Origin of the sequence: Amycolatopsis sp. WAC 01416, from assembly GCF_003947485.1 — a bacterium.
In the GTDB taxonomy this organism is placed as follows: domain Bacteria; phylum Actinomycetota; class Actinomycetes; order Mycobacteriales; family Pseudonocardiaceae; genus Amycolatopsis.
In genome coordinates this window covers 80157-105642 of sequence record NZ_QHHX01000002.1, presented here as the reverse complement: position 1 = coordinate 105642, position 25486 = coordinate 80157, and the positions used below count along the sequence as shown (strand labels likewise).

At 69.5% G+C, this 25486-nt stretch carries 24 protein-coding genes and 1 tRNA gene; 12 read left to right on the top strand and 13 right to left on the bottom strand.

Annotated features, from left to right (window positions below; genetic code table 11):
* Positions 1–17 precede the first annotated feature (17 nt).
* The 7 genes from DL990_RS04875 to DL990_RS04845 all read right to left on the bottom strand — a co-directional run bounded on the left by DL990_RS04875 (position 18) and on the right by DL990_RS04845 (position 6902).
* Positions 18–107: transfer RNA gene (locus DL990_RS04875), tRNA-Ser, on the bottom strand.
* 65 nt (positions 108–172) lie between these two features.
* Positions 173–1822, bottom strand: coding sequence for a phosphatidylglycerol lysyltransferase domain-containing protein (locus DL990_RS04870; protein ID WP_125798447.1), 1650 nt, complete (start codon positions 1820–1822; stop codon positions 173–175).
* Between the two features lie 30 nt (positions 1823–1852).
* The gene (locus DL990_RS04865) at positions 1853–3829 is read right to left on the bottom strand and encodes an acetoacetate--CoA ligase (RefSeq protein WP_125798017.1); all 1977 of its coding nucleotides are present in this window, start codon (positions 3827–3829) and stop codon (positions 1853–1855) included.
* A 19-nt stretch (positions 3830–3848) separates the two neighbouring features.
* Positions 3849–4610 carry an ESX secretion-associated protein EspG gene (locus DL990_RS04860; RefSeq protein ID WP_125780681.1) on the bottom strand — a complete coding sequence of 254 codons (762 nt, stop codon included), beginning with the start codon at positions 4608–4610 and terminating at the stop codon, positions 3849–3851.
* On the bottom strand, positions 4610–5752 hold the full coding sequence (locus tag DL990_RS04855; protein WP_125798016.1) for a PPE domain-containing protein: 1143 nt from the start codon (positions 5750–5752) through the stop codon (positions 4610–4612). The genes DL990_RS04860 and DL990_RS04855 overlap by 1 nt, the downstream gene beginning before the upstream one ends.
* Positions 5752–6159, bottom strand: coding sequence for a hypothetical protein (locus DL990_RS04850; protein WP_125780791.1), 408 nt, complete (start codon positions 6157–6159; stop codon positions 5752–5754). The genes DL990_RS04855 and DL990_RS04850 overlap by 1 nt, the downstream gene beginning before the upstream one ends.
* A gap of 119 nt (positions 6160–6278) precedes the next feature.
* Positions 6279–6902 (bottom strand): dienelactone hydrolase family protein, encoded by a 624-nt coding sequence (locus DL990_RS04845; protein ID WP_125780677.1) that lies wholly within the window; start codon positions 6900–6902, stop codon positions 6279–6281.
* Positions 6903–6999: 97 nt separating this feature from the next.
* Here DL990_RS04845 and hisC point away from each other — a divergent pair, with 97 nt between their 5' ends.
* Positions 7000–8055: a histidinol-phosphate transaminase gene (gene hisC, locus DL990_RS04840; RefSeq protein WP_125780675.1), complete on the top strand. Its 1056-nt coding sequence runs from the start codon at positions 7000–7002 to the stop codon at positions 8053–8055.
* A gap of 149 nt (positions 8056–8204) precedes the next feature.
* Here the strand turns inward: hisC and DL990_RS04835 are convergent, their stop codons facing one another.
* The 3 genes from DL990_RS04835 to DL990_RS04830 all read right to left on the bottom strand — a co-directional run bounded on the left by DL990_RS04835 (position 8205) and on the right by DL990_RS04830 (position 9862).
* On the bottom strand, positions 8205–8966 hold the full coding sequence (locus DL990_RS04835; protein WP_125780673.1) for a sulfite exporter TauE/SafE family protein: 762 nt from the start codon (positions 8964–8966) through the stop codon (positions 8205–8207).
* 81 nt (positions 8967–9047) lie between these two features.
* Positions 9048–9182 carry a hypothetical protein gene (locus DL990_RS42115; protein WP_255431308.1) on the bottom strand — a complete coding sequence of 45 codons (135 nt, stop codon included), beginning with the start codon at positions 9180–9182 and terminating at the stop codon, positions 9048–9050.
* 14 nt (positions 9183–9196) lie between these two features.
* Entirely contained in the window at positions 9197–9862 is a 666-nt protein-coding gene (locus DL990_RS04830) for a GNAT family N-acetyltransferase (RefSeq protein WP_125798446.1), read from the bottom strand.
* A gap of 74 nt (positions 9863–9936) precedes the next feature.
* Here DL990_RS04830 and DL990_RS04825 point away from each other — a divergent pair, with 74 nt between their 5' ends.
* Both DL990_RS04825 and DL990_RS04820 read left to right on the top strand, forming a co-directional pair.
* Positions 9937–10629, top strand: coding sequence for a FadR/GntR family transcriptional regulator (locus tag DL990_RS04825; RefSeq protein ID WP_125780671.1), 693 nt, complete (start codon positions 9937–9939; stop codon positions 10627–10629).
* Between the two features lie 77 nt (positions 10630–10706).
* Positions 10707–11522, top strand: coding sequence for a class I SAM-dependent methyltransferase (locus tag DL990_RS04820; protein WP_125798015.1), 816 nt, complete (start codon positions 10707–10709; stop codon positions 11520–11522).
* A gap of 473 nt (positions 11523–11995) precedes the next feature.
* Here DL990_RS04820 and DL990_RS04815 read toward each other — a convergent pair whose 3' ends face one another.
* Complete coding sequence (locus DL990_RS04815; RefSeq protein WP_125798014.1) at positions 11996–12496, bottom strand: FBP domain-containing protein; 501 nt, start codon at positions 12494–12496, stop codon at positions 11996–11998.
* 84 nt (positions 12497–12580) lie between these two features.
* Between DL990_RS04815 and DL990_RS04810 the strand changes: the two genes are divergently transcribed.
* Positions 12581–14065 (top strand): adenylate/guanylate cyclase domain-containing protein, encoded by a 1485-nt coding sequence (locus tag DL990_RS04810; protein WP_125780787.1) that lies wholly within the window; start codon positions 12581–12583, stop codon positions 14063–14065.
* Here DL990_RS04810 and DL990_RS04805 read toward each other — a convergent pair.
* The gene (locus tag DL990_RS04805; RefSeq protein WP_125780665.1) at positions 14052–15050 is read right to left on the bottom strand and encodes a beta-ketoacyl-ACP synthase III; all 999 of its coding nucleotides are present in this window, start codon (positions 15048–15050) and stop codon (positions 14052–14054) included. The two genes, DL990_RS04810 and DL990_RS04805, sit on opposite strands and share 14 nt — an antisense overlap.
* A 358-nt stretch (positions 15051–15408) precedes the next feature.
* Between DL990_RS04805 and DL990_RS04800 the strand changes: the two genes are divergently transcribed.
* Together DL990_RS04800 and DL990_RS04795 are read left to right on the top strand one after the other, a co-directional pair.
* Positions 15409–15882: an Lrp/AsnC family transcriptional regulator gene (locus DL990_RS04800; protein ID WP_125780663.1), complete on the top strand. Its 474-nt coding sequence runs from the start codon at positions 15409–15411 to the stop codon at positions 15880–15882.
* A gap of 212 nt (positions 15883–16094) precedes the next feature.
* Positions 16095–16499 carry an SsgA family sporulation/cell division regulator gene (locus DL990_RS04795; RefSeq protein WP_125780661.1) on the top strand — a complete coding sequence of 135 codons (405 nt, stop codon included), beginning with the start codon at positions 16095–16097 and terminating at the stop codon, positions 16497–16499.
* Between the two features lie 102 nt (positions 16500–16601).
* On the opposite strand, the gene DL990_RS04790 is transcribed toward DL990_RS04795, so the two are convergent.
* Complete coding sequence (locus tag DL990_RS04790) at positions 16602–17705, bottom strand: S1 family peptidase (RefSeq protein ID WP_125780659.1); 1104 nt, start codon at positions 17703–17705, stop codon at positions 16602–16604.
* A gap of 472 nt (positions 17706–18177) precedes the next feature.
* On the opposite strand from DL990_RS04790, the gene DL990_RS04785 reads away from it, so the two are divergent.
* The 6 genes from DL990_RS04785 to DL990_RS04760 all read left to right on the top strand — a co-directional run bounded on the left by DL990_RS04785 (position 18178) and on the right by DL990_RS04760 (position 25453).
* The gene (locus DL990_RS04785; RefSeq protein ID WP_125798445.1) at positions 18178–21141 is read left to right on the top strand and encodes a LuxR family transcriptional regulator; all 2964 of its coding nucleotides are present in this window, start codon (positions 18178–18180) and stop codon (positions 21139–21141) included.
* Between the two features lie 171 nt (positions 21142–21312).
* A complete protein-coding gene (locus DL990_RS04780) occupies positions 21313–22164 on the top strand; it encodes an ESX secretion-associated protein EspG (protein ID WP_125780657.1) in 852 nt (283 codons plus the stop codon).
* Between the two features lie 30 nt (positions 22165–22194).
* The gene (locus DL990_RS04775) at positions 22195–22602 is read left to right on the top strand and encodes a hypothetical protein (RefSeq protein WP_125780655.1); all 408 of its coding nucleotides are present in this window, start codon (positions 22195–22197) and stop codon (positions 22600–22602) included.
* 12 nt (positions 22603–22614) lie between these two features.
* Complete coding sequence (locus tag DL990_RS04770) at positions 22615–24606, top strand: hypothetical protein (RefSeq protein WP_125798013.1); 1992 nt, start codon at positions 22615–22617, stop codon at positions 24604–24606.
* Positions 24603–24932 (top strand): type VII secretion target, encoded by a 330-nt coding sequence (locus tag DL990_RS04765; protein ID WP_125780650.1) that lies wholly within the window; start codon positions 24603–24605, stop codon positions 24930–24932. The genes DL990_RS04770 and DL990_RS04765 overlap by 4 nt, the downstream gene beginning before the upstream one ends.
* Positions 24929–25453: a YbaB/EbfC family nucleoid-associated protein gene (locus DL990_RS04760; protein ID WP_125798012.1), complete on the top strand. Its 525-nt coding sequence runs from the start codon at positions 24929–24931 to the stop codon at positions 25451–25453. Before DL990_RS04765 ends, DL990_RS04760 begins: the two co-directional genes overlap by 4 nt.
* The last annotated feature ends 33 nt before the right edge of the window (positions 25454–25486 follow it).

Below are 25486 nucleotides of genomic sequence, written 5' to 3'. Positions count from 1 at the left end.
GCCGGAACAGGCACCAGCGGAGGCTCCGGGATTTGAACCCGGGAGGGGGGGTTACCCCCAACCGCATTAGCAGTGCGGCGCCATAGACCAGACTAGGCGAAGCCTCCCAGGCCCAACGACCACTGCTCAAATAGGTTACACACCCTGCGGACCCCCTTGGAAGGGACCCCCCTTAGACGCGTTGCAGGGCTCTGAGCAGGCCGGATGGGCGACCTCCGAGGCCTTCGGCTTCGAAGACGGCGACGCCGACTCGGGGTAGGTCGCGGGCCGCGGGGTAGGCCAGGTAGCGCGGGACCCAGCGGGGCTGGAACTTCGCGTTGAAGCGATAGAGGGTCTCGATCTGGATCCAGCGTGAGAAGAATCGCAATGTCCGGGCGGACAGGCGGGCGACGGGGCCGGCGCCGATGCGTTGGCCTTGCTCCAACACCGCGCGGAAGGCGGCGAAGTTCAGGGAGACGTGCTGTGCGGGGGTCGTGAGGAGGAGTTCGGAGATCATCAGTTCGTTGACGCCGTTGTCGGCGGTCCGGTCGCGGCGCATGACGTCCAGCGAGAGGCCCTTCTCGCCCCACGGAACGAACTGGAGGAGGCCGCGCACCCGGCCGTCGTGCTCGGCGGTCACCAGGACCGAGCCCGGGTCGCCCATGCGGCCGAGTGCCATCGAGAAGCCGCGTTCCGTGTCTGTGCCGCGCCAGGTGGCGGCGAGGGTGCGGAGTTCGTTCAGTTCGGCGAGAGACAGGTCTTGGGCCTTGCGGACGCGGACGGTGTAGCCGGCGCGCTTCGTGCGTGAGACGGCTTGGCGGACTCCGCGCATGACGCGGCCTTCGAGGGTGAAGGTCTCCGTATCCACGACGGCCTCGTCGCCGATCTCCAGCACCTCCAGCCCGAAGCGGGCCCAGACGGTCGCGCCCAGTTCCGAGCAGCCCATGGCCGCAGGGGTCCAGGCGTACCGCCGGCAGACGTCCAGGTACTCCTCGATCGCGCCGGGCCACGCTTCCGGGTCGCCGAGGGGGTCCGCCGAGCACAGCGCGACACCGGCGATCACGCGATAGGTCACCGCGGCCTTCCCCGACTTCGAGAAGACCACGAACTTGTCCCGGCGCAGCGCGAAGTAGCCCAGCGAGTCCCGCTCACCCAGCAGCGCCCTGAGCCGCTCGACCTCGTCGTCGGTCAGCTCCGGCGCGGGTTCGGCCGAGCGGAGCAGGAAGTACGCCGCCAGCAGGACCGCGCCGATGCCGAACAGGAGGCCGACGGCGGCCGACAGGTCCTCCAGCCACAGCGCGGGAAACACCACCGGACCGCTCACGCCGATCAGGGCGAGCATCGACTGCGCCAGGCGGTCGGCGGCACTCGCGGCGACGGGCGCGACCGAAAGCAGCACGAAGTTGATCGCGACACCGGCCGCCGTCAGCTGTAGGAAGACCCGGATCGCGCGCCATCGGCCGGTCACCGGATCGGGGAGCGCGATGAAATACCTGCGCGTCGCGATCAGGGCGATCAGCAGCGCGAGCGACACGAGCCCCGCGCCGAGGGCGTGCCGCAGCCCGAGGTGCGACACGGTCAACAACGCGGCGGTGGCGACCGCCAGCTGCCAGGCCCGGCGCTTGCGCCGCTTGAGACCGGTGGCGAGCAGCATCAGCAGCACCCCGGTCACCAGCACGACCGTCGCCGCGCCGACCGTGGCCTCGTGCGGCAGTTCCAGCCATTCGGCGACGCGTCCGCGCAGGGTGCGCCGCCCGGCCGGGACCAGCACCGAGACCAGGGCCAGCAGTCCGGCCAGCCGCGTCACCCAGGTGATCGCCGCCACCGAGGTGGCACCCGCCACCCGCCAAGCGCCCGCCAAATCCCGCTCCCGTTAACTCCTTGCCAGCTCCACGAACGGTACAAGGGCGTCGGGGTTCAGCAGGGCATCCCGGCTGACGGCGCGGTCAGGCGAAACCCCCGAAAGGATCTTCTTGACCGGAACCTCGCATTTCTTGCCGTTGAGCGTCCGGGGCACTTCGCTCACCTGGACGAACCGGTCGGGTACGTGCCGCGGCGACAGAGCCCCGCGCAGTTCCTTGCGCAGGGCGGGCTCGACCTCGTCGAGTGACGCGCCCTCGGCCAGCACGAGGAAGCACAGCAGCTGCCCGTCCTCGTTTCCCGCCGCCGACGTGTCGATCACCAGCGAATCCGCGACCTGGTCGAACGACTCGACGACGCGGTAGAACTCGGCCGTGCCCATCCGGACGCCGCCGCGGTTGAGCGTCGAATCGCTGCGCCCGTAGATGACCGCGGAGCCGCGGCCGGTGATCCGGATCCAGTCGCCGTGCCGCCAGATCCCGGGGTACATCTCGAAGTACGCCTCGCGCAGCTTTGAGCCGTCCGGGTCGTTCCAGAAGAACACCGGCATCGACGGCATCGGCTCGGTGATCACCAGTTCGCCGACCGTCTCCACGGCGGGCTTCCCGTTCTCGTCGAACGCGGCGACGGCGGCGCCGAGCGCGCGGACGGAAAGCTCGCCGAGCCAGACCGGGACGTCCGGGGCGGCGACGACGAACGCCGCGCACAGGTCCGTGCCGCCGGAGACCGAGCAGATCTGGACGCGTTTGCCGACCTCGTCGACGATCCACCGGAAGCCCTCGACGCTCAGCGGCGCGCCGGTGGATCCCAAGGCGCGCAACGCGGTGAGGTCGTACCGTTCGGCCGGTTTGATGCCGGCCTTCAGGCAGCTCTGGATGTACGGCGCCGACGTGCCGAAATAGGTGACGCGGTGCTGTTCGGCCAAGTGCCACAACACGTTCAGGTCCGGATGTCCCGGGCTGCCGTCGAAGAGCACGATCGTGGTCCCGGTCAGCAGGCCGGAGATGAGGAAGTTCCACATCATCCAGCCGGTGGTGGTGAACCAGAAGAACCGATCGCCGGGACCGAGATCACTTTGCAGGGCAAGGGCTTTGAGGTGTTCGAGGGTGATGCCGCCGTGCCCGTGGACGATGCCCTTCGGCAGGCCGGTGGTCCCCGAGGAGTACAGGACCCACAGCGGGTGACCGAATTCGACGGGCTCGAAGGCCAGCTCCGCGCCGGCGTTGTCGGCGAGCAGCGTGTCCCAGTCGAGCGTGCCGTCGAGGCGGCCGCCCGCGTAGTCGATGAGCACCGTGGCTTCGAGCGTGGAGATCTCGTCGCGCAGGGAGTTCACCGTCGACCGGCTGTCGAACCACCGTCCATTGTAGACGTAACCGTTGACGGCGATCAGCACCTTCGGCTCGATCTGCGCGAACCGGTCGGTGATCGCGCGGACGCCGAAGTCCGGCGAGCACGACGACCAGATCGCGCCGAGGCTCGCGGTGGCGAGGAAGGCGATCAGCGTCTGCGGGCAGTTCGGCGCCAGCGCGACGACCCTGTCCCCTTTGGACACTCCCAGCTTCCGCAGCCCTTCCCGCGCCGAGGCGACGGCGGATCGCAGGGCGCCGAAGGTCAGCTGCGACGAGAGGCCGTCTTCGCGATGGAAGATCACGGCGACCTCGTCGTCGGCCTTCGCGGCGCCCGCGACACCGGGCATGAGCGAGTGCTCGGCGTAGTTCAGCGTGCCGCCCTCGAACCATCGCGCGTTCGGCATCTCGCCGGTGAGCACCGCACCGGGCTCGTCGTGCCAGCGCAGGCCGAGGAAGTCGGCGACGGCGGACCAGAACTCCGGTCCGCGCTGGACGGAGAACTCCCACAGCGCGTTGTAGTCGTCGACTTCCACGCCGCGTTCGGTGCGCAGCCACTGGCGGAACGCGTCGATCTTGGTGTCGGACAGGCGGCTCGGCTCAGGGCGCCAGAGCACTTCTGGGGCGTCGGCGGTGTGCGTCACCCCGCGATGTTAACCCTCGTTAACCGAACTGGCGAGCCCCCGTGAACAGCTCGTACGCCATCGTCTTGAGCCGAGCCGCGTCGAGCGGGGTGATGGTCAGCCAGCCCCGGTCGCGACGAAGCCCGTAGCGGCCGTCGGGGGTGTCCACCCAGGTCAACGTGCCCTCGCCGCGCACCCAGCGGCCCTCCCACGACTTCCTGGTCGCGCCGAGCCGCCCGCTGCCGATCCGCTGTGTCGCGATCCGCACCATCACGATGACCTCGGGTTCACGCAATCCGGCGTCACGAAGAACGTCGGAGAACGCCGGCTGCCCGCCGCGCTCCCCCGCCTCGCACGCGGCCGTGTAGTCGTCGACGCGCAGGTTGACCGAGAGGCCCCGCCCCTGCTCGCACGGCGGCAACGCCTGCAGCAAGGTCGCGGCGACGAGTGGTTCCCGCAGAGCCGACAGCTCGACGTCGGTGCCCGAGACGCCGATCGCGACCGCGCCGCGATCGGACACGCAGCCGACGGCCCGGTACGCCGGATCGCCGTCGAGCCGCAGGTCGAGTGTCAGTTCGCTGTTCGCGACGGTGTGCAGCAGCCGGACCAGCTCGGGCGAGGGCGCCTCCACCGTGCCGAGGCCGCGGTCCGAGAGTGTCCCGTTCGCCGTGGCCACCAGTTCCGCGCGGAACTCCGGGGTCCGCCCGACGTGCGGAATCTCCAGTACCGCGGGCAGTTCGTCGCGTCCGTGCGCCGACCAGAGCAGGAACAGTTCGCCGATGTGCAACCGGATCCAGTCCATCAGCGACCGCTCCTCGGGTCTTCGCCGATGACCGGCGGGGTCACGTGCCCGCTGAGGCCCCAGATGTCGGAATCCTCGACGAGGTAGTCCGGCGCCTTGTGGTCCTCTTCGCCCTGCCGTCCTTGCGAGGGCGCCATCCCCATCGGCATCCCGCCGAAGCCGCCCATGCCCGCGGCCGCGGCGCGTGTCCCGGCGGGTTGACCGGGCTGCTGTCCCGACGGCCCGAAGCCGCCGGCACCGGATCGGCCGCCCTGTCCTAGCTGTTCGTGGGTTCCCCCGGAGGACCCGGGTGACGGCGGCGGCACGTAGGCCCCGCTGCTCGCGCCGGGTGCGCGCGGCGTCTCGACCGGCTCCCGGACCTGGATCGGGGCGGCGTCGTCGGCGCCGCTGCTGCGCGTGGAGTCGTCCGGCGGCGGCACCGGTTCCGGCGTCGGTTCGGGTTTCGGCTCCGGCTCTTCGGGTGTCTTGAGCAGGTTCGGCTGCTTGCCGTACGAGGTGAAGGTCGGAACGTTCTCGTAGACCTCGCCGGAGCTCCGCTGCATCCGCGTCATCACATCGGCCGCCTGCCGGTGCAGATCCTGCGAACTCTCGTCGGTGGGTTCGGCGATGATGCGCCCCGCCTCGGCGAAACCGGATCCGGACGGCGCCGACGGTGTCGACGCTGACATCGCCTGCGTCGCATCATCGGAGACCGGGATCGGGCGGCGTCTCGGCGGCTCCGGCATCTTGGGCCGCGGCGCGTGCCCCGGCGGCTCGGGCATCGTGCGCCGCGCGGTGTCGGCGATGTCCGCCTGGCGGCGCACGCAGTTCGCGACGTTCTCCGCGCGCCAGCCCGTGTCGCCCGCCCAGTCGACGAGCTTGATCGCGGCGTCACGGGCCCTGTCCGCGCCCTCACCCGTCCAGCCGTCGGCGGTGGCGACGAGCGCCGCCCTGAGTTCGGAACCGACCCTGTCGAGGAACGCGCTGATCTTCGTCCACTGCGCGGCGACGGCTTCCGCGCTCGCGAGGTCCAGCTCGTTGTGGACCATCTCGTAGAGCTCTCGATGCGAGTAGCTCATCCAGTCGATGTCGGCGTTGAGGTGCTCGGGGCCGGGCCGCGGTTCGGGCTCCCGCGGCGGCCACGGCATGGGAAGGATGCGCATCAGTGCTCGTCCTTCCGCTCCTGCTCGACGATGTCCTCCATGTCGAACCGGCGGGCGACCCGTTCGAGCTGCTCCTGGCCTTCTTCGTCCGCGGCGACGTACATCTTCCGCGCCGCCATCACGGTGAGCTGGAAGTCCTTGAGCACCACGGCGAAGTCCTTGAGAACGGGCACGGCCGCTTCGGTCCCCTTGTTCGCGGCGCCCTGGAAGCGTTCGCTCATGGTGTGACCGACGAAGTTGTCGCCGAGCTTCAACGGCGCGTTGAACTCCGTCGAGTCCTTGATCAGCGCGTTGAGCTCATGGCGTGCTTTCAGCAGCGCGTCGACGAGCTTCTTGGCGGCGTCCTCGGAGACCTTGACGGTCCCCTTCTTGGCGTCGGTCTTGGCATCCCGGATCTGACCCGCCACCGGAGCCAGCGCCGGAGCCGAAGCTCCGAAAGCGGCTTGTGGCGTCGCAGGTACCTTGGGTGACTGTGCCATTCGACCCTCCCCTGTCACATCTCAGGGGAATGCTAGCGCGAATGGCGTCAGCGCAGGTGGGCGTCGAACCAATTCAACGTGCGCTGCCAGGCCTCCGCGGCCGCGTCCGGGTCGGCGTCGAAGCGATGGTTGGCGCCCGGGTAGTGGACGACGTTCGTCGCGACGTCCGCCGTCGCCGCCGCGTCACGCAGCTGTTCGACCTCGGCGCCTCCGGCCTCGTCACCGGCGTCGCCGTACATGCCGAGCCACGGGCTGGTGAGCCGTCCGGCGATCTCGACGAGCACCGGCAGCCCGGTGACGCCCTGCCCGCCGACGCTCACCGCCGCGCCCAGCCTGCGGTTCGACGCCACGACCAGCGCGGCGGTCCCGCCGAGGTCGAAACCGACGACACCGACGAGATCCGCCTGGATCCCGCGCTCGCCGAGCCACGAAAGCGTCGCGTCGGTGGCTTCGAGCAGATCCTGCTGCGTGAGGTCGTCCCGGTCGAGATGCGGGGTGACGGTGAGCCAGCCTTCGCCGGCGAGCCCGGCCAGCAGCAGGTCCAGACCCTCTTCGACCTCCCCATGCAGCACTACGAGCCCGCCGCGGACGACACCGTCCGGTTCGGCGAAGGTCAGGCGCAGCGTGTGGCCGTCGGCGTGCTGGTGTTCCACGGTGGTCGTGAGGGTCATTCCTCCATCAGACCACTCTTAGGTAAATATTCGGAGCTTGCCTTCGCGCGGGAGGATACGGTGTCGGAGCCGTCCCCCAGACGTAGGAGCGCCGAAGATGTCACCTGTTTCGCCGCGTGCGGATCTCGAATCGTTGCCGAAGTACGTCCCTGGCCGGACAATCCAGGGCGCGATCAAGCTGGCGAGCAATGAGGTGCCCGGCGGGCCGCTGCCGAGTGTGGCGCAGGCCATAGCCGAAACGGCGCAGGGCATCAACCGGTACCCGGACATCACGGCTTCCGGGCTCGTCGAGCGGCTGGCCCGCGAACTGGACGAGCCGGTCGAGCGGATCGCCGTCGGCTGCGGTTCGGTTTCCCTTTGCCAGCAGATGATCCAGGCCCTGTGCGGGCCGGGCGACGAGGTCGTCTTCCCGTGGCGTTCGTTCGAGGCGTACCCGATCGTCACGCAGGTGGCGAACGCCGTCAGCGTGAAGGTGCCGCTGACAGTCGGACATGGGTTGGATCTGGAGGCGATGCTCGCCGCGATCACGCCCAAGACGCGGCTGGTCTTCGTGTGCAACCCCAACAACCCGACCGGGACCGTCGTGCGGCGCGCGGAACTGGAGCGCTTCCTCGACGCCGTGCCGTCGGGCGTGCTCGTCGTGCTCGACGAGGCGTACAAGGAGTTCGTGACCGACGCCGAGGTGCCGGACGGCGTCGAACTGGCGCGTGGCAGGGACAACGTCGCGGTGCTTCGGACGTTCTCGAAGGCGTACGGCCTCGCCGGCCTTCGCGTGGGTTACGCGGTGGCGCCGGAAGCGATCACCGTCGCGCTGAAGCAGGTCTACGTCGCGTTCTCGGTGAACATGATCGCCCAGGCTGCGGCCATCGCTTCCCTCGACGCGGCCGATGAACTGCTGGAACGCTGCAAGGAGATCGTCTCGGAACGCACTCGCGTCCGGGATGCCTTGGTGGCCAAGGGTTACGAGGTCCCGGAGACGCAGGCGAACTTCGTCTGGCTGCCGCTCGGCGAGCGGACGACCGAGTTCGCGGAGCACGCACTCGAGCGCAAGCTGATCGTGCGTCCCTTCGCGGGTGAAGGCGCGCGAGTGACCATCGGGACGCCCGAGGAGAACGACCTCTTCCTCGAAGCGGCCGGGGATTTCCCGCGCTGACAGGTTCAGCGTGTCGCGAAAGCCACTTTCGGGACGCCTGGCGTCGCGAAAGTGGCTTTCGCGACGCCTGCCGAGGCTGCTGGTTGGTTCGGTGCGCGTGATTCGCGTGCGTCCAGGCAGAACACGCCGGAGGCCTGGAGCGGGCTTTCCTATTTGAAGAGCAGCTGCACCATCGCGGCGAGACCGATCACGACGATCACGCCGCGCAGCACCTTCGGCGAAAGCTTGCGACCGATCTTCGCGCCGATCTGGCCGCCGATCGTGGACCCGACCGCGAGCAGCGCGACCACGGGCCAGCTGACCGGCGCGATGAAGGCGTAGATCGCGCCGGCGACGATGTTCACGACCGCGGAGAGCGCGTTCTTGACGCCGTTGAGCCGTTGCAGCGACTCCGACATCAGCATCCCCATCACGGCCATCATCATCACGCCCTGCGCGGCCGTGAAGTATCCGCCGTAGATGCCGATCAGGAAGATCAGGAACAGCAGGAGCGGCCCGATCTTGTGGACCGTCCCGTTCTCCTCGCGGCGCTTCGCCACCCAGGCTCCCACGCGCGGCTGGACGATCACCAGCACCACCGCGAGCCCGACCAGCGCGGGCACGACGGTTTCGAAAGCGTCCTTCGGCAACGAGAGCAGCAGGATCGTCCCGCAGATCGCGCCGAAGAACGACGCCACGGCGAGTTTGGCGACCTGGGGCCAGTAGCCCTTGAGCTCCTCGCGGTAGCCGATCGCCCCGCTGACCGTGCCGGGGGCGAGGCCGATCGCGTTGGACGTCGTCGCCGTCAGCGGCGAGTAGCCGAGCGCGACCAGAACCGGGAAGGTCACCAGCGTGCCCGAACCGACGACCGTGTTGATGGTGCCCGCCCAGAGCCCCGCGACGAAGATCACGACCGCGTGCCACCACGTCATAAAGCACTCACGTCCGCACCCTAAGCACCGTTACCTCCTTTCGCGCTGCGGATGTGTCTAGTCGAACATTCAACGAGCCCGTTATGTCTCGTTCGGGGTGAAGACGCAGAACTCGTTGCCGTCGCGGACGAGTTTCGCCCCGGCGGCGACCAGCTCGGGCGTCGAGCCGAAGACGCCGATGCGCATGCGGTTCTTCACGGTCTTGACCTCGGGCACCGGGTTGACCCGGATCAGCGGGCCGCGCCCGGCCGGATCCTCGATCGCGACCGGCCGCTCTCCTCCGGCAGATGAGCCGCGGTGATCTCCGTGGCGACCGCCCAGCCGAGCGCGAGGTACAGCGCCCGTCCTTCTTCCGTCGCGACCAGGACAGCACGTTCCGCCCCGGCCGCGACCGCCACCTCGTCGAGCCGGCGCATGACGAATCTGCCCAGCCCTCGCCGCTGATGCTCGGGCTCCGTCACGACCTGGTCGATCACCGCCGTGCCACCGGCGATCGCGACCCGGCCGGTGGCCGCGCGCGAGCCGTCGGGCGCGCGCACCACCACGTCGGTGACCACGCCGTCGCCGACCAGCTCCGCCCAGTACGGCTCGGGCGCGGCCATGACCGGCCGCAGCGCGAGCGGGGCGCTCATCAGGTACTCCGGCGGGCCGACCTCCCACTCCGGCGGCACCGTCTTCGCCACCTCGTCCCGCGAACCGCTCACCTTGAGCCACGTGCCCGGCTCGGTCAGCGAGCGGGCCCGGCGCGCGACCGACCCGGCGTCCGCCAGCACATATCTCACGCGATGCCCGGGACGCCCGACGTCGAGCCGGTAGCCGTCCGGTTCGGCCACCGGGATCCCGACGCCGCGGGAGAGCGCCCAGCCGTGCACCCATGCCTTGATCAGCCCTGCCACCCCAGTCATCGTTCGATGATGGCATCGGCCACCGACAGTCCCGGGCGAGCGGGCGAACCTGCGAGGATGGCGCCGTGGCCGACGACGAGCGCGAACAGGTGTGGAGTGCGACCGTCGATCATCTGCGCACGATGATCGATTCGGGCAGGCTCCCCGCCGGGTCGAGGCTGCCCGCCGAACGGACGCTCTGCGAACAGCTCGGGATCAGCCGCGGTTCACTGCGGCAGGCGTTGCGGGTGCTGGATTCCATCGGCTACGTGCAGGTGCGGCCGGGTTCGGGCACGTATGTCCGCGAGAAGATCGACGAGCAACCGCTGCGCGGCTGGTTCTCCGAGCACGAGCAACTGGTCGAGAAGCTGTTCGACCTGCGCACCACCGTCGAGCCGACGCTGGCCGAGCGGCTCGCGCTCGACCACACGCCGCGGGTGCTCGCCCGGCTGGAAAGCACCGTCGACGAGATGGACCAGGCCGCGGCCGACGGCGACATGCTGCGGGTGATCGCGGCCGACGCCGAATTCCACCGGGTGATCGCGGGCAACGCCGGCAACGACGACGTCACCGATCTGCTGCGTTCGGTGCTCTCGCTGGTCGGCGAGGAGCGGCGTGCGGCGCTCCGGCTTCCGGGGCAGATCCGGAAGGCCGTCGACGAGCATCGCGCGATCCTCGAAGCGATCCGCCGGTCGGACGCGGCGGCCGCGCGGGAGATCACCCTGCGGCATCTGCTCGACGCCAAGACCTACGTCCACGACTACACGGCCAGGGATTGACGTTTCCTTGATGGCGTGACCGGCTCCTCGCGAGTAGAGTTTTCAGAAGTTTGTGAAACTTCTGACGGGGGTGTGCGATGGAGAAGGTCCGGTTCACCGAAGAGAAGGCGACGATGCTGGCCACGCTGTACGGCCGGGCGCTCGACGCCCGCAGCGACCGGCCGATCCTCGGCGACAAGGCCGCAGACGAGGCCGTCAAGCAGATCGACTACGACTTCGGCTCGTTGGGCGTCACCGCCGACATGGGCTTGACCGTCGCGCTGCGGGCCAAGCCGATGGACGACTGGACCTCGGAATTCCTGAAGGAACACCCGGACGCGACCGTCGTCCAGCTCGGCTGCGGCATGGACAGCCGCGTGTACCGCGTCGACCCGCCGCCCTCGGTGCGCTGGTTCGACGTCGACTATCCCGAGGTCGTCGACCTGCGCGCCCGCATCTACCCCGAGCGGGACGGGTACCGGACCATCGGCTCGTCCGTGACGGACTTCGCCTGGATCGACGAGATCCCGTCGGACAAACCCGGTCTGGTGATCGCGGAGGGGCTGACGATGTACCTGCGGCCGTCCGAAGGCGAGGAATTGCTGCGGCGGCTGATCGCGCATTTCCCCCAGGGCGGCGAAATGGTCTTCGACACGTTCAGCAGGCTGGGCATCAAACTGCAGAAACTGAATCCCGTGGTCCGCAAGGCCAAGGCGACGCTGTACTGGGGCATCGACGAGATCTCGGAACTGGAGCGGCTCGGTCTGACGCTGGTCTCGGGACTCGACTCGACGGATTACGCGACGCCCGAGGTGAAGGAGCGGATTTCGACGTCGATGCGGGCGCAGTTGTGGGTCGCGGGACTGTTCCCGGCGTTCAAGAAGATGGGGCGGATCCTGCGGTTCCGGTTCTGAGGGCGGGTCGGCCCAAGTACGTGACTAGCTTCCTCTTACTGGGGAAGGGGCCTTCACGCATTGCCCGTGGTCGGTGCCGTGGGTCGTGAGTGGCGATTCGGGTTCTGGCGAGCCTCTCTTTGGTACCTACTGCGTGACCTGCGGCGCCTCTTGCGTGCTGCTGAAGTACATGAAGGTCTCCTTCCTGTACGTAGTCGCAAGGATGAGGGCTTCACGTGCTGTCGCTGTAGCGCTGAGGCCCGCGGTGGCGTTCCTGCCCGCCCGTGGCAGCGGGGCCGCCTCGGCCCGGGCTCCGAGGTGGCCCGGCGTCGAACTCTCATGTCGTGAAGGGCCCCTTTGAGACCTTCACCGTCTCAAAGGGACCCTTCACGACATCCCCACGAACCGGGCCTGCCAACAACCGCAGCCGGAACCCACGTAGGTACCTAAGACACCCTTCGGGTTCTAACCCGAAGCGCCACTCACGAGGTCGGTCAGCGTGACTCGAGCACCCGCTCGACGAACCGGTGCAGCTTGTCCTCCAGCCGGGACACCCGTTCCTCCAGCGTCAGGGACTCGAACGGTTGCGGCACGTCCGACTTCAACTCGCCGCGGATGTACTGGCTGCACGCGAGATTCGCGCACGCGTAGATGCCGAGCGTGTTCCCTTCGCGCCCCAACTTCCCGGCGCGGCGGCCGGAGAACAGCGCGATGTCGGACAGCGGATGTGTCGTCGTGCACAGGCCGCACATATTGCTCAGCAGGACACGGCCCTTCGGCCGGGGCGCGGTGCGAAGGGACAGTCCGACGGTTTCCCCGCCGTACGGCAGCACGAGATACGCACGGGAGACGGCCTTCGGATCACGCCAGCCGAGGAATTCCCTGTTCTCCCAAGGGATTTCCTCGGGCCGGGCGGGCAGCGTGACCCCCTTGGCCTCGCCACGCGTGCAGTTCACGAAGGACGCCCTGATCTCGTCCTGGCCCAGCGGTTCCATACCGGCACGGTAGCCAGCGCACGCGAGAACTGGCGAACCGTTTTCCGCCGGAGGTCATACGATCACCGGGTGCGCGGGAAGACGATGTCGAGCCGGTTCCGGCTGGTGCTCAGGACCAGTCTGGGGTTCGCCGCGCTCGGCGTCGGGTCCAGTGTGTGCGGTGCCGGTGTCGTGGCGTTGCTGCTGCTGTTGCAGGGCCTGCCGAGCGAGGTCGGCGACCGCGGCTGGATCCTCGGGGTCACCGCGGCCGGCATCGTCGCGCTGTCGCTGGTGGTCGGCACCGCGTGGACGGCGTGGCTCCAGCGGCGCACGGCGGTCTGGTTCGTCTTCGGCCGCCCGCCGACGAGGGCCGAGGCCGAGCGGGCGCTGCGGCTTCCGGTCGACATGGGGATCGTGAGCGGGACGCTCTGGCTGATCGGCACGATCGTGCTCGGCGCGCTCGCGCGGGTGCTCGGGTCCTGGCTGGACGCGCTCGGGATGGCGCTGGTCATCGGGCTCGGCGGGCTGACCACGGTCGGCCTCACCTATCTCGCCGCGGAATGGGTCGCCCGTCCGGTGATGACGATCGCGCTCAAGGTGACCCCGCCGAAGGGGACGCTCCGGGTCACCGTGCGGACCAGGGTGGTCGTCACCTGGGCGCTGGCGAGCGGGGTGCCGTTCCTCGGCGTGCTGCTGGTGGCCGCCCCGCCTGACCTCGGCCAGGGCGACCACGTCGCGAGCCTGATCATGCTTTCGGCGATCGGGCTCGGCGTCGGCGCGATCGGGACGGTGCTGCTCGCGAAGGCCGTCGCGACCCCGTTGCACCGGCTGCGGGTGGCGCTCGACGAGATCGCGCGCGGCAACAAGGAGATCGTGGTCGACGTCGACGACTCCAGCGAGATCGGCCTGCTGCAGTCCTCGGTCAACGACCTGGCCGCCGGGCTCCGCGAGCAGGAGCGGATGCGGGATCTGTTCGGCAGGCATGTCGGGGACGAGGTCGCGCGGCACGCGCTCGAGTACGGCGCCTCCCTCTCGGGTGACGTGCGCGAGGTGACGGCCTTGTTCGTCGACGTCGTCGATTCGACGGCCTTGGCTGGCCGGACCCCGCCGGAAGACCTGGTCAAGATGCTCAACCGGTTCTTCACCAGCGTGGTGAACGCGGTCGGCGCGCGGGGCGGGCTGGTCAACAAGTTCCAGGGTGACGCCGCGCTCTGCGTCTTCGGCGCCCCGACACGGCTCGCGGACGCGCCGACGGCGGCGCTTTCGGCCGCACGGGTGATCCGGGACGCCGTCCAGAAGACCGGCGAGCTCGACCTCGGCATCGGCGTCGCGAGCGGGCGGGTCTTCGCCGGGCAGCTCGGGACCAGCAGCCGGTTCGAGTACACCGTCATCGGCGACGCCGTGAACGAGGCCGCGCGCCTGACCGAGTACGCGAAATCCGCCGACGGCCGGATCCTGGCGAGCGAGGCGGTGCTCAAGGCCGCGCTGGAAAGCGAGCGCTCGCACTGGGAGCCGTACGCGGAACTCGAACTGCGCGGGCGCCGGGAACCGACGCACGCGTGGGAAGCGAGCGCGCTCAGCCCGGAATGACGTCCGGCCAGCGCAGCAGCGTCGAACCCCAGGTGAGCCCGGCGCCGAAGGCCCCCATCACGACGCGGTTCCCCGGCTGGAGCGCGCCTTCCTTGGCCGCGTCGGCCAGCGCGATCGGGATCGACGCCGCGCTCGTGTTGCCCACCTTCTCGATGTTCGAGTACATCACGTCCTCCGCGAGCCCGAGCTGCTTCGCGCAGGTCTGCAGGATGCGGATGTTCGCCTGGTGCCCGATGAACCGGTCGATGTCGCCGACCCCCCAGCCCGCGGACGCCAGCACGGCGCGCGCCGATTCGGCCATCCGGGCACAGGCGTGCCGGAAGACGGTCTGGCCCCGCATCACCAGATAGTGGTCGCTCGGATCGTCGGAGCGGCGGTTCTTCGCGCCACCCGCTTCGACCCAGAGCAGCTCCGCGAGCTCGCCTTCGCTGTGCAGGTCGAACGGACCGAGGGCGCCGAGTTCGTCGGCGTCACCCGCGCGAAGCAGGACGGCGCCCGCGCCGTCACCGAAGATCGGCACCGTGCCGCGGTCTTGGGGGTCGACGAGCGAGGTGAAGACGTCGGCGCCGATCACCAGCACGCGCCGCGCGATGCCGGCGGCGATCAGCCCGGCGCCGGTGGCGAGCCCGTAGATGAACCCGCTGCACACGGCGTTGACGTCGAAGGCGGCGACGCCGTTCAGCCCGAGCTTGGTCGCGACCTGCGGCGCGCTGGCCGGGCACAGCTGATCGGCCGTGGACGTCGCGAGTACGACCGCGTCCGCGCCGCCCTCCCCCGCCGAGGCCAGCGCCCGGCGCCCCGCCTCGACCGCGAGGTCCACAGTGGACGTTCCGGGGTCGACGACCCGGCGTTCGGCGATGCCGGTCCGCGAGCGGATCCACTCATCGGAGGTGTCCAGCCGCTGGGCGATCTCCTCGTTGCCCACCACTCGCGGAGGCAGCCAAGAGCCGAGACCGGCGAGAACGGCCGCCTGAGATGAGGGCACCAAGGAATCCTTTCGCGGGGAATGAGAGGTCTGCCATTCACTTGTAAGCGCTACCATTCAGTAGACCCGTCAGTTGTGTTCCGGGTCACATTTCAAAGAATTCTCAGCTTTTCCCGCCGCGCCGTGCCCGACCTGGCTCGACTGCAACCGAGCAGGCAGGAAGGGTGACCGGACACACGAGCCGCCCGTGCCGCCTCGACACCCGACCGGGCGAATCCGGCGCCGCGAACGCCACGGGCCGTGGCCGCCGAACCCTTCCGATCCCTCGAACGCGGGCACTTGGCCGCGTGATCCACACCGCGCGCCGCCACGGCCGGAGATCGGGCGCCCGGAAGAGCCATCCGGTTAGCCTGACCTGGTGCACACACCCGACCTCGACAGCCTGGACGTCGCCATCCTCGCCTGCTTGCAGTCCGACGCCCGCACGATCGCCGAGACCATCGGCGCGAAGGTGGGCCTGTCGGCGGCCGCCGTGCAGCGGCGGATCAAACGGCTGCGCGAGGCGGGGGTGATCGAACGCGAGGTGGCGGTGCTGTCGCCGCGGGCGCTCGGGCTGTCGATGACGTTCGTGGTGATGGTCGAGATGGAACGGGAGAGCCTCGCGGTGCTCGACGGGTTCCGGCGGCAGGTGCTCTCGGACGACAACGTCCAGCAGTGTTACTACGTCACCGGCAACGCGGACTTCGTGCTCGTGGTGACCTGCCGGGACATGGCGGATTTCGAGGCGTTCACGCGGCGGATGTTCTTCGACAACCCGAACGTCCGGCACTTCACGACGTCGGTGGCGATGGACCGGGTCAAAACGGGACTGTCCTTGCCGCTGGAGCCGTGAGCTCCCCCTCGTCCAATTAGGACTCCACGACCTCGTCACCACGGGTATCCGTCCGAACGCAAGGGGTCTGTGCCCGGCGTTACACCACTATGGACAGATGCAGCCGATAGCGTGAACGTCGTCGCAGTCGCGTCATCCGGCGTCCGCCCGGGCATCTCCTCCCCGAGACGAAAAGTTCGCGCCGCGCGAACCACGAGCACCGAGGAGTGGCCGTGCACACCGACGCAATTCACCAGAGCCAGTTCGTTCTGCTGAACAACAGCAGCACGCCCGTTCTCTCCCGCCTGTCCTTCCACGCCGACGAGCCGTTCGCGGTCACCGTGTCGTTCCGGACCGAGCGCGGCCGGTGGGTCGAGTGGACCTTCGCGCGGGAACTGCTCGTCACCGGCCTGACCGACCCGGCCGGGCTCGGCGACGTCCGCGTCCGCCCCGACCTCTCCGAGGACGAGGCGCTGCTGACGCTCGAAATCGAGTCACCGGACGGCTATGCGTCGTTCGAGCTGGAACGTGAGGACGTCGAGACGTTCCTCGAGTCCACTTACGAGCTGGTCCCGCTCGGCTCCGAGAGCGAGCACTTCGACGTCGAAGCGCTGATCGAGGAGATCAGCAACGTCTGAAACTTTCCCGCGGCACGAAAACGAAGGGCGGCCCGAGTGCGCTGGAGGCACTCGGTCCGCCCTTCGTCCTGTGCGCGGTCCTCGGACGACCGGGGCTGAAGGTCAGCCGAGGACCAGGGAGGTCCCGGTCGCGGACAACGCCGGCCGGACCGGGAAGAAGTACGTCACCGAGCTGTTACCGCCGGACAGCATGCCCTGGGCCTGGTTGCCCGCGATGAACGAGCCGCCGGAGTCGCCCGCCTGCGAGCGCACGTTCGTGGCGGTCATGCCGTAGACCGTGCCTTCGGCGTAGCGGACGGTCTGGTTCTTGGCACCGACCGTGCCGCAGGTCCAGCCGGTGGTCGACCCCGATTTGCAGACCGAGGCGCCGGTGGCCGCCACGGTCGAACCGCTCACGCGGGTGCCGTTGTTGATGACGCCGCGCGGCACCCAGTTGCTGTTGACCCGGACGTGGCCGTAGTCGTTGGTCGGGAAGCTGACGCGGGCGAACGACCCCATCGCGACCCGGTTGTAGCCGGCCACCGTGCCCGGGCCGCAGTGCCCGGCGGTGAGGAAGCCGCCGTTGACCGAGAAGCCGATCGAACAGCGCGACGAGCTGTTGATGTAGTAGGCGTCACCGCCGCGGACGTCGTACTTCAGGGTCGGCACCGCCGCGGTCTCGACCACCGCGACGGCGGCCTTGTCCACCTTGGTCTTCTCCAGATACGAGCCGACGACGCCGCTCTTGCCCGGCAGGACGTTCACCGTCACGCGGTTGGTCTTGGTGTCGACGCCCCAGCCGGTGATCGCGCCGTCCGCCGCGCGCTCACCCGCGTTCAGTTTGTCCACAGTGGAATCCAGCTGGGCGGCCGAGAAGCGCACGAGTTCCGCTTCCGCGCCGCTGGCGAGGACCTGGCCCAGCTTCGCCGCGTCCGTGACGCCGACGCGGAGCTTGCCGGTGGCCTCGTTGTAGCTGGCGCCGCCGAAGCTGCCGGCGAGCGCCGAAGCGAGCGACTGTTCGAGCGTGCCGGCGGCGGTCTCGCTCTGGATCCTGGCGAGTGCCTGGCCGGCGGTCAGGCCGAGGTCCCGTTGCAGGGCGGGAACCATCTCGGCGTTGAGCAGGGTGTCCGAAGATGTTGAGGACGCTGCCGCGGGGGTACCCGTGACGAGCACGCCGGTGGCCAGTGCTGCCGTGGCGGCCACACCGAGGAGCTTCGTGATCTTCATGCTTCTCCCTCGTCATCACGCACGGCTCCGGTTCGCCATGCGATAGCCCTCCCCCGATGGGTGAGAGTTCTGGACTCCGGCGAAGGCCGCAATCCGGGTCGGCGCGGGATAGGTATACCCATTCTTCGGAACCCGAATCCCCTGCTCCACGGGCGGACACCTAGAGCGGGCACCCGGACGGACACGTCCGTAAGTAGGGTTTCGAGCGAATACCTTGTGTAGTCGTCGCCACCCCCGGAACGTGGGATGACTCGCCGAATCGGGTTTCTCGCCGATGTTTCGGGTGCCTGGTGATTTTCCAACCGACGATCCGTCAGCCAACCGGTGACGGTGTGTCCGCGAACGGCCCCACAGGGTGCCCTTGGTGTCCGTGTTGGGTGGTTTACGACCAGGTAGGCAGTGCTTAGGCTCCGCAGGACAACGCACAAGATCGTGTCGGGCTCAGCGGGAACTCCCCACCGAGGAGTGCATGATGTGGCTTGCCACCCCTCGCCCGACCTCGGTTTCGGTCCGCGCCGGATCGACGGCACTCGTGGGCCGGGACGTCGAGGTCTCGGCGATAGTGAAGATCTTGCTGCGCCGTCCCGCCGCCGTGCTGATCGAAGGCGAACCCGGGATGGGCCGCAGCAGGCTGCTCGAAGAGCTGGCCGGACGCCGCGAGTTCACGTCCGGCCGGGTGCTTTCGGGCGCCTGTCAGCCGATGCGCGAGCCGTTCCCCTTCGGGCCGCTGCTCGAAGCGCTGCGTTCGGTCGGCGATCGGCCGCTCGGCCCGCTCAGCCCGGTCGCCGGGGTGCTGAGACCCTTGCTGCCCGAACTCGCGGAAAGCCTTCCTCCCCGGCCGGAACCACTCGCCGACCCCTGCGCCGAACGGCACCGCCAATTCCGCGCGGTCCGGGAACTCCTGATCGCCTGCGGGCCCGCGCTCGTCCTGATCGACGACCTCCAGTGGGCCGATGAGGACACCCGTGACCTCATGCGGTTCCTCACCGCGGCCATGCCCGCCGAACTGGCCGTCGTCGCGGCGTACCGGACCGGTTCCCCTTCCGGACACGGTGCCGGCATCCCGTTCCGTACGAGAGCGAACGTCCAGACCGCCCGCGTGACGCTGGGCCCGCTCGACGTCGAGGCGGTCGGGAAACTGGCGGAAGAACTGCTGGACCTGCCCAGGGTTTCGGCGCCGTTCACCGCGAAACTCCACGAAAGCACCGCCGGGATCCCGTTCGTGGTCGAGGAGACCCTCCGGGCGCTGCGGGACGCCGCCGGACGGCTACCGATCGGCGAGGTGCTCTCGGACCGATTGCTGGAAAGCCTCGAAGTCCCGATTTCCCTGCGCGAAGCCATCACCGAACGGCTCGACGCGCTCCCCGAACCCGCTGTCCGGCTGGCCTGCGCGGCGGCGGTGCTCGCCGTCCCGTCCGAACCGGCGGTGATCGGCGAACTCGCCTGCCTCGACGGCGACGGGCTCCGCTCGGCACTGCTGTCCACTTTGGACGGTGGCGTGCTCGGCGAACTCGGCGGCGACCGCTACGGCTTCCGGCATCCGTTGGCCCGCAAGGCCGTCTACGACACGATAAGCGGTCCGGAGCGGACGCTGCTGCACTCACGCGCGATCCAGGTGCTCGCCGGTCAGCCGGTCCCGCCGCTGACCCTGCTGGCGAACCACTCGCGCGCGGCGGGGCGGACCGAACAATGGCGCCACTACGCCGAAGCCGCCGCCGACGAGGCCATCGCCCGCGGTGACACGTCACGCGCGATCGACCTGCTCCAGTCCGTGCTGGCAGAGGCGAGCCTCGGCGAGGACGACATCGCCCGGCTGGCCACGAAACTCAGCCAGGTCGCGCTGCGCGGCTTCCGCCCGGACGTCATCGAGACACTGGAACGGATCCTCGAAGACCTCACCGACCTGCGGCCCAGCGTGCGCGGGACGATCCGGCTCAGCCTCGGGATGCTGCTCGTCCGCACGATCGGACGGCTCGGCCGGGGCCGGGTCGAGGTGGAGAAGGCGATCACCGAACTGGTCGACGAGCCGGAACTGGCCGCCCGCGGCATCAACCTGCTCGCCCAGCCGATCGACGGGCTGACCCCGTTGTCCTGGCACGAGGTCTGGATGAACCGCGCCCGCGAGGTCTTCGACCGGATCGAAGACCCGGAACTGCGGCTCGCGCTCCTCGGCGACCGGATCTCCACCCAGGCGCATATCGGTGACGGGTCGGCCTGGACCGAGTTCACCGAACTACCGGACCACGGCGGTGTGGTCGACGGGGTCGCCGAACGGGTCCAGCTAGCGCGGCTGTGGTGCAACCTCGCCGACGCGCAGTCCTGGGCCGGACATCTGGCCAGGGCGGAAAAGCTGGTCACGGAAGGGATCCGGCGCGCGACCGACGCCGGCGCGCTCTACGCCGCCGGGCTCGCGCAGGGCACCAGGGTCCGGCTCGACTGGGTGCGCGGCGACTGGTCCGGGCTCGCCGAGACCACCGAACAGCTCCGCGACACCTATCCCGACCTCGGCCCGATCGTCATGGAGTGCTCGCTCGTCCTCGGCGGGCTGGCCGCCGTCCGCGGGGAATTCGCCGCCGCGCAACGACATCTGACCGCGGCGAGTGTGCACGCCCCGGAACACGGGCCGATCCCCGTCGTCCTTTCGGCGGCCGGGGTCCTCATCCGCGTGCTCCTCGCGACGGACGACGTCGACGGCGCCTGCGCGGCGGCCGACAACGCCGTCACCGCGGCCCGGCGCAAGGGGGTCTGGGTGTGGGCGGCGGCGCTGGTGCCCGCCGCGGCCGAGGCCTACACGCGAGCCGGACGCTGGTCCGAGGCGGACGCCGTCGTCGAGGAGTTCGCCCGCGGCATCGACGGCAAGGACTCGCCGGTCTCCCGGGTCGCGCTGCTCGCGGGCCAGGCGATCCTGCTCGACGCGCGCGGCAAACATCCCGCCGCGGCAACGGTTTTCGATGAAGCGGCGACAGGCTACGAGGCGCTGCCGATGCCGTACCAGGCCATCTGCGCCCGGGAGCGGGCGGCGCTGTGTCGTCTCAACGCCGGCCGCCTCACCGCGGGCAGGCTCACCGCCGGTCAACCGACCGCGGGCGACCGCAAGGCGATCGAGGAGCTCACCGCGGCCGCGGAGGCCTACGAGCGGCTCGGCGCGACCAGGGACGCCGGCCGCTGCCGTCACCAGCTGCGGGAACACGGCGCGTGGGCACCCTCGCAGCGCGGGCGGCGTGGCTACGGCCAGGAACTCTCGCCCCGCGAACTCGAGGTCGCGCGCATGCTTTCCGACGGGCGCACGAACCGGGAAATAGCGGACGGTTTGTTCCTTTCGCCGCGTACTGTGGAACAGCACGTCGCCAAGGTGCTGCGGAAACTCGGCGCCCGTTCCCGGACGGATGTGGCCCGCCGGATGACGACCTACGCACCCGCGACGGCCGACCGCTGACTTCGGCCGTTATTCCTTTAGGGGCAAGAAAAGTGCCCGATCGGGCACTGTGATCCATTCCATCGGGTCCACCGGTGTTCGTATGGTTCCGTACAGTCATGCGCTGTGCTAGTTTGTTTTCGCCATTAACAAAGTCGGGGCCCGGCGCCCGTGAGGGAGTAGCGCAAAAGCATGGCTGAACGAGCCGATTTCGCGCTGGGGACGGTAGAGGCGACCGTGGTCGGACAGGCGCTCGGCGTCGATGTCCGCTTGTTTCCGTTGCGCGTCCGCAACACTTCGATCGACCCGGAGCGATACGCCGCCGTCATCCGGAAGGTCTACGCCGACCTCGAACAGCGCCGCCTGTCGATCAGCGGCGAGCTGAACCAGGCCATCCGCACCGCGTTCGCGCTGCTCTCGAACCACCGGATCACCGTCTCGGTCAACGGCATCGACGGCATCGGCCAGGACATCGCCGTCCTCACCCTCACCGACGGCAGGCAGGCGCTCGGCATCACCCAGGCCCACGGGGAAGACCTCCTGCAGTTCGCACTGTTCGCGGACGAAGAGCTGGTCGAGGTCCTCGCCGGGGTCCTGCCGCGGATGCGGCCCGCGTCGACCGGCCGCCGCACCCTCGTGCAGCAGGAAGAGCGCGCCGTCTCCGCGATGACCGCGCGCCGTCAGGCGGAGGCGGAATTCGACGAGGAGGAGACCGACGCGTTCGGCAACCTCCAGTTCACCGGCGTCGTCCGCGCCCGGCCGGAGTCGCCTTCCCCGCGCAACGACGAGAGCGACGTCGCCGTCCTGGAGCAGGTGCTGTCCGGAACCCGCCTCGGCGGCGGGCACATCATCGTGAGCGGGATCGGCCGCCGCGGCGAGCGGCTCCGCTCGACGCCGCTGAGCTGGCTCGACACCGAGGACGGCCGGTACCTGGTCTGGACGGAGACCGACGAAGCCTCCGGCGCCGTGATCGGTCACTACGACCCGGCGAGTCAGTCGGGCGTGGCGAACGCCATCCGCGCGGCCATCGCTGACATCTACTGACCCTCCTGAACCCGGCGAGAGGATCCTCCGTTGACCGAGGAAGCACAACAACTGCAGCCGATGATGGCGGTCCGGGCCAAGCTCGCGGGCACGGAGCTGAAGGCCCTGGCGAAGCAAGGCCGTTTCGCCGTCGACGAGAGCACCGGTGAAGAGATGATCCGATCACTCCAGGGAGTGATCGACAGTCTCGAAGAGCGCTGGAGCGCGCTGACCAAGCTGCGGAACACGCCGCCGATGAGCTCCACCGCGACCGCGCGCTGGGTGTCCGAGCACATGCATGGCACCGCGACGGACGCGCAGGGCCTGCTCACCCAGCTCGAAGCCGCCCGCGCCGAATTCCCGACCTACGTCGAGGCGATCGAACTCGCCAAGCGGAACTACCGGGAACGCGACGACGAGAACCAGCGCACCCTGACGCGGATCGACACCGAGATCTAAGAGGAGAGACCCGTGACCGAAGCCGCGGAGAAGACCACGAAGGTCTCCGACCCCCAGTCCGAGGACTACAACCCGGACGACCCGTTCTACGACATCACGGCCGACTCGTCGTCCCCGTACTACGTCGGGCCGCTGGCCGACAAGGCCGCCTCCGGTGACGAGATCCGGGCCGGGGCCACCGCCGGGACCGACATCCTGTTCAACATCCTCGGCTGGGGTGACACGGCGCTCAACGGCTTCAAAGACGTCTTCACGCAGAAGATGTACGAGGGGCAGCTGGACAAGGCGCGCGAGGGTCTCGACAAGAACCTGGACCTCCGCAAACCCGGCAGCCCGCCGTCCACGGTCTGGGCCAACGCCACCCACGAGCAGATGCAGTCCGCGATCGCGGACAACGCGGATCCGGCCGCGGTGGGCGAGACCTCCGAAGAGTGGGTCCGGGCGGGCAACGACCTGGCCACGCACCAGCGCAACCTGGCGAAAGCGATCAACGCGAGCACGGCCAACTGGGAGGGCGAAGGCGGCGACGCGGCCCGCGAGCACCTCGCCGGTGTCGGCAAGTGGCTCGGCGCGACCGCGAACGGCGCGACACTGGCCGGGCGGCAGCAGCAGATCCACTCACAGACCCTCAACGAGACGCAGAAGCTGATGGCGGCGAACCCGCCGGTCGCGTTCAGCGTGCAGGAGGCCAACGCCAACCTGCAGACGATCACCGACCCGCACCTGTACATGGCGCAGCTCGGCAAGGACCTCTCCACCTTCAAGAAGCAGCAGGACGCGCGGGATCAGGCCGCGAAGGTGATGACCGACTTCGACGGCACGGTCGGTTCGGCGATCGCCACCCCGGCGTTCCCCGCCCCGCCGAAGCTGCCGACCATGCAGGCGGCCAAGCAGCTTCAGGGCAGCCCAGCCGGCGGTGGAGCGGGCTCGCCCGCCCAGACGCTTCGCGACCGGATGGCAGCCGAAGGCGCCGATGGCACCCCGTTCACCGCGAGTTCCGACGGGACCATCGCCGCCTCGGTGGACGGGACCACCCAGGGTGGACCCGGTGGACCCGGCAGTGTGTCGCCGTTCAACGCGCCGAACGGCGGATCCGGCGGCAGTGGTCCTGGCGGCAGTGGTCCCGGCGGCAGCGGTCCGGGCGGTGGCTTCCCCGGCGGCGGCGGTCCTGGTGGTGGCTTCCCCGGTGGTGGCGGTCCCGGTTCCAACCCGTCGATGCCCAACATCAACATCCCGAACGGGCCGACCGGCGGCGAGACCTACAAACCCGCGGCGTCGGCGGGCCCCAACCTCCCGAACCTGCCCAAGATCGACGACAGCACGCGCACCACGGGCTACACACCGCCGTCCGTCACGCCGCCGTCGTTCACCCCGCCGAACATCCCCATCCCCGAAAGCGGCGGGCCCCGTCCCGGTGGCGGTCTCCCGTTCACCCCGCCGAACATCCCGATCCCGAACGGGCCCAACAGCGGCGGGCCGAAGCCGGTCATGCCGAACATCCCGCCGATCCCGCGGCCCGGTGGCATCGGCGAGCGGCTCGGCGGCCCCACGTTCCCGGACGGCAACTCGTACAAGGGCACGCCGTACAACCCGCCCAAGCTCGGCATGCCGAACATCCCGGGCGGTGGCACCAGCGGTCTCGGCGGCAGCACCAGCGGCTTCGGCGGCGGGACCGGCGCGGGCGGCGCGGGTGCCGGTGGCGGTGGCCTCGGCGGTGCCGGAAGGGCGACGGGTTCGCTCGGTATGGGCGGTGCCGTCGGCGCGGGTGCGATGGACGCCGACGGGGCCGCGGCCCGCGCGGGGAGTTCCGGCGGCAAGCCGGGTACGCCCGGCGGTATGCCGATGGGTGGCATGGCACCCGCGGCGGGCAAGGGACAGGGCCAGGACGACAAGGAGCACAAGGTCGCCGACTACGTCGAATCCGACGACCCGTCCTTCTTCGCCGCCGACGAGATCGTGGCCCCGCCGGTGATCGGCGACTGGAAGAACAAGGACTGGAAGTGACGGCTTCGTTCGAGGTCGACCCGGACGACCTGACCGCGCACGCGAGCCATCTCGAAGGGCTCGTGGACCGGCTGAACACCGCGCACGGCGCGACCGGTTCGGCGATGTCGTCGGACGCGTACGGCCTGCTGTGCGCGTTCCTGCCGCCGATCGTCAACCCGGCGGGCGAACGCGCGGCAGAGACGATCAAGGCCGCGGCGGAAGGCATCCAGTCGACCGCGGACAACGTCCGCACCGCCGCGAAGTCCTATGTAGACGGTGACAGGACCAACGCGGAACCGTTCAAGGCGGACTTCAAGGCCTTGGACATCGGAGGGAAGAAGTGACCGGAGGGAACGAGCTCGGCGAGCTCATGCTGGACCCCGACGAGGCCCAGCGCAAAATGGACCGTTGGGCGGCGGGGCTGGAAGAAAAGGCCCAGCGCTACGCGGCCGCACAGGAGCGCACGGAGCAGCTGCGGCTGACCGCGGCCAGCTCCGACGGCGCCGTCAAGATCACCGTCGGCGCGGACGGCGGCGTGACGGAAATCGAATTCGGGAACAAGGCGAGGACGTACCCGCTGGAGGAACTGTCGCGGCAGATCCTGCAGACGATGCACCAGGCGCAGGCCGGCATCGCGGGCCAGGTCGCCGAGGTCATGCAGGAATCGCTCGGCGACGAGGACCAGGAGACCAGGGCGCTGATGATCGGCACCCTGCGCAGCCGCTTCCCCGAGATCGAGGAGGAAGAGCCTCCCGCGCCGCCCACTCCTCCCGCGTCGTCGTCCGCCGACGCTCCGCCTCCGCCGCAGGCGCCTCGCGATAAACGCCACGAAGCACCGGAAGACGAAGAAAACTCACCCTGGTAGAACTCCGCTCACGCGTGATTGGGGGCGTATCAC

Coding starts and splice junctions, on each gene's coding strand:
- DL990_RS04785 (WP_125798445.1), top strand. CDS start 18,178: ATGTGGCTTGCCACCCCTCGCCCGACCTCGGTTTCGGTCCGCGCCGGA.
- DL990_RS04810 (WP_125780787.1), top strand. CDS start 12,581: ATGTCGAGCCGGTTCCGGCTGGTGCTCAGGACCAGTCTGGGGTTCGCC.
- DL990_RS04845 (WP_125780677.1), bottom strand. CDS start 6,902: ATGACCCTCACGACCACCGTGGAACACCAGCACGCCGACGGCCACACG.
- DL990_RS04790 (WP_125780659.1), bottom strand. CDS start 17,705: ATGAAGATCACGAAGCTCCTCGGTGTGGCCGCCACGGCAGCACTGGCC.
- DL990_RS04780 (WP_125780657.1), top strand. CDS start 21,313: ATGGCTGAACGAGCCGATTTCGCGCTGGGGACGGTAGAGGCGACCGTG.
- DL990_RS04860 (WP_125780681.1), bottom strand. CDS start 4,610: ATGGACTGGATCCGGTTGCACATCGGCGAACTGTTCCTGCTCTGGTCG.
- DL990_RS04855 (WP_125798016.1), bottom strand. CDS start 5,752: ATGCGCATCCTTCCCATGCCGTGGCCGCCGCGGGAGCCCGAACCGCGG.
- DL990_RS04820 (WP_125798015.1), top strand. CDS start 10,707: ATGGAGAAGGTCCGGTTCACCGAAGAGAAGGCGACGATGCTGGCCACG.
- DL990_RS04835 (WP_125780673.1), bottom strand. CDS start 8,966: ATGACGTGGTGGCACGCGGTCGTGATCTTCGTCGCGGGGCTCTGGGCG.
- DL990_RS04815 (WP_125798014.1), bottom strand. CDS start 12,496: ATGGAACCGCTGGGCCAGGACGAGATCAGGGCGTCCTTCGTGAACTGC.
- hisC (WP_125780675.1), top strand. CDS start 7,000: ATGTCACCTGTTTCGCCGCGTGCGGATCTCGAATCGTTGCCGAAGTAC.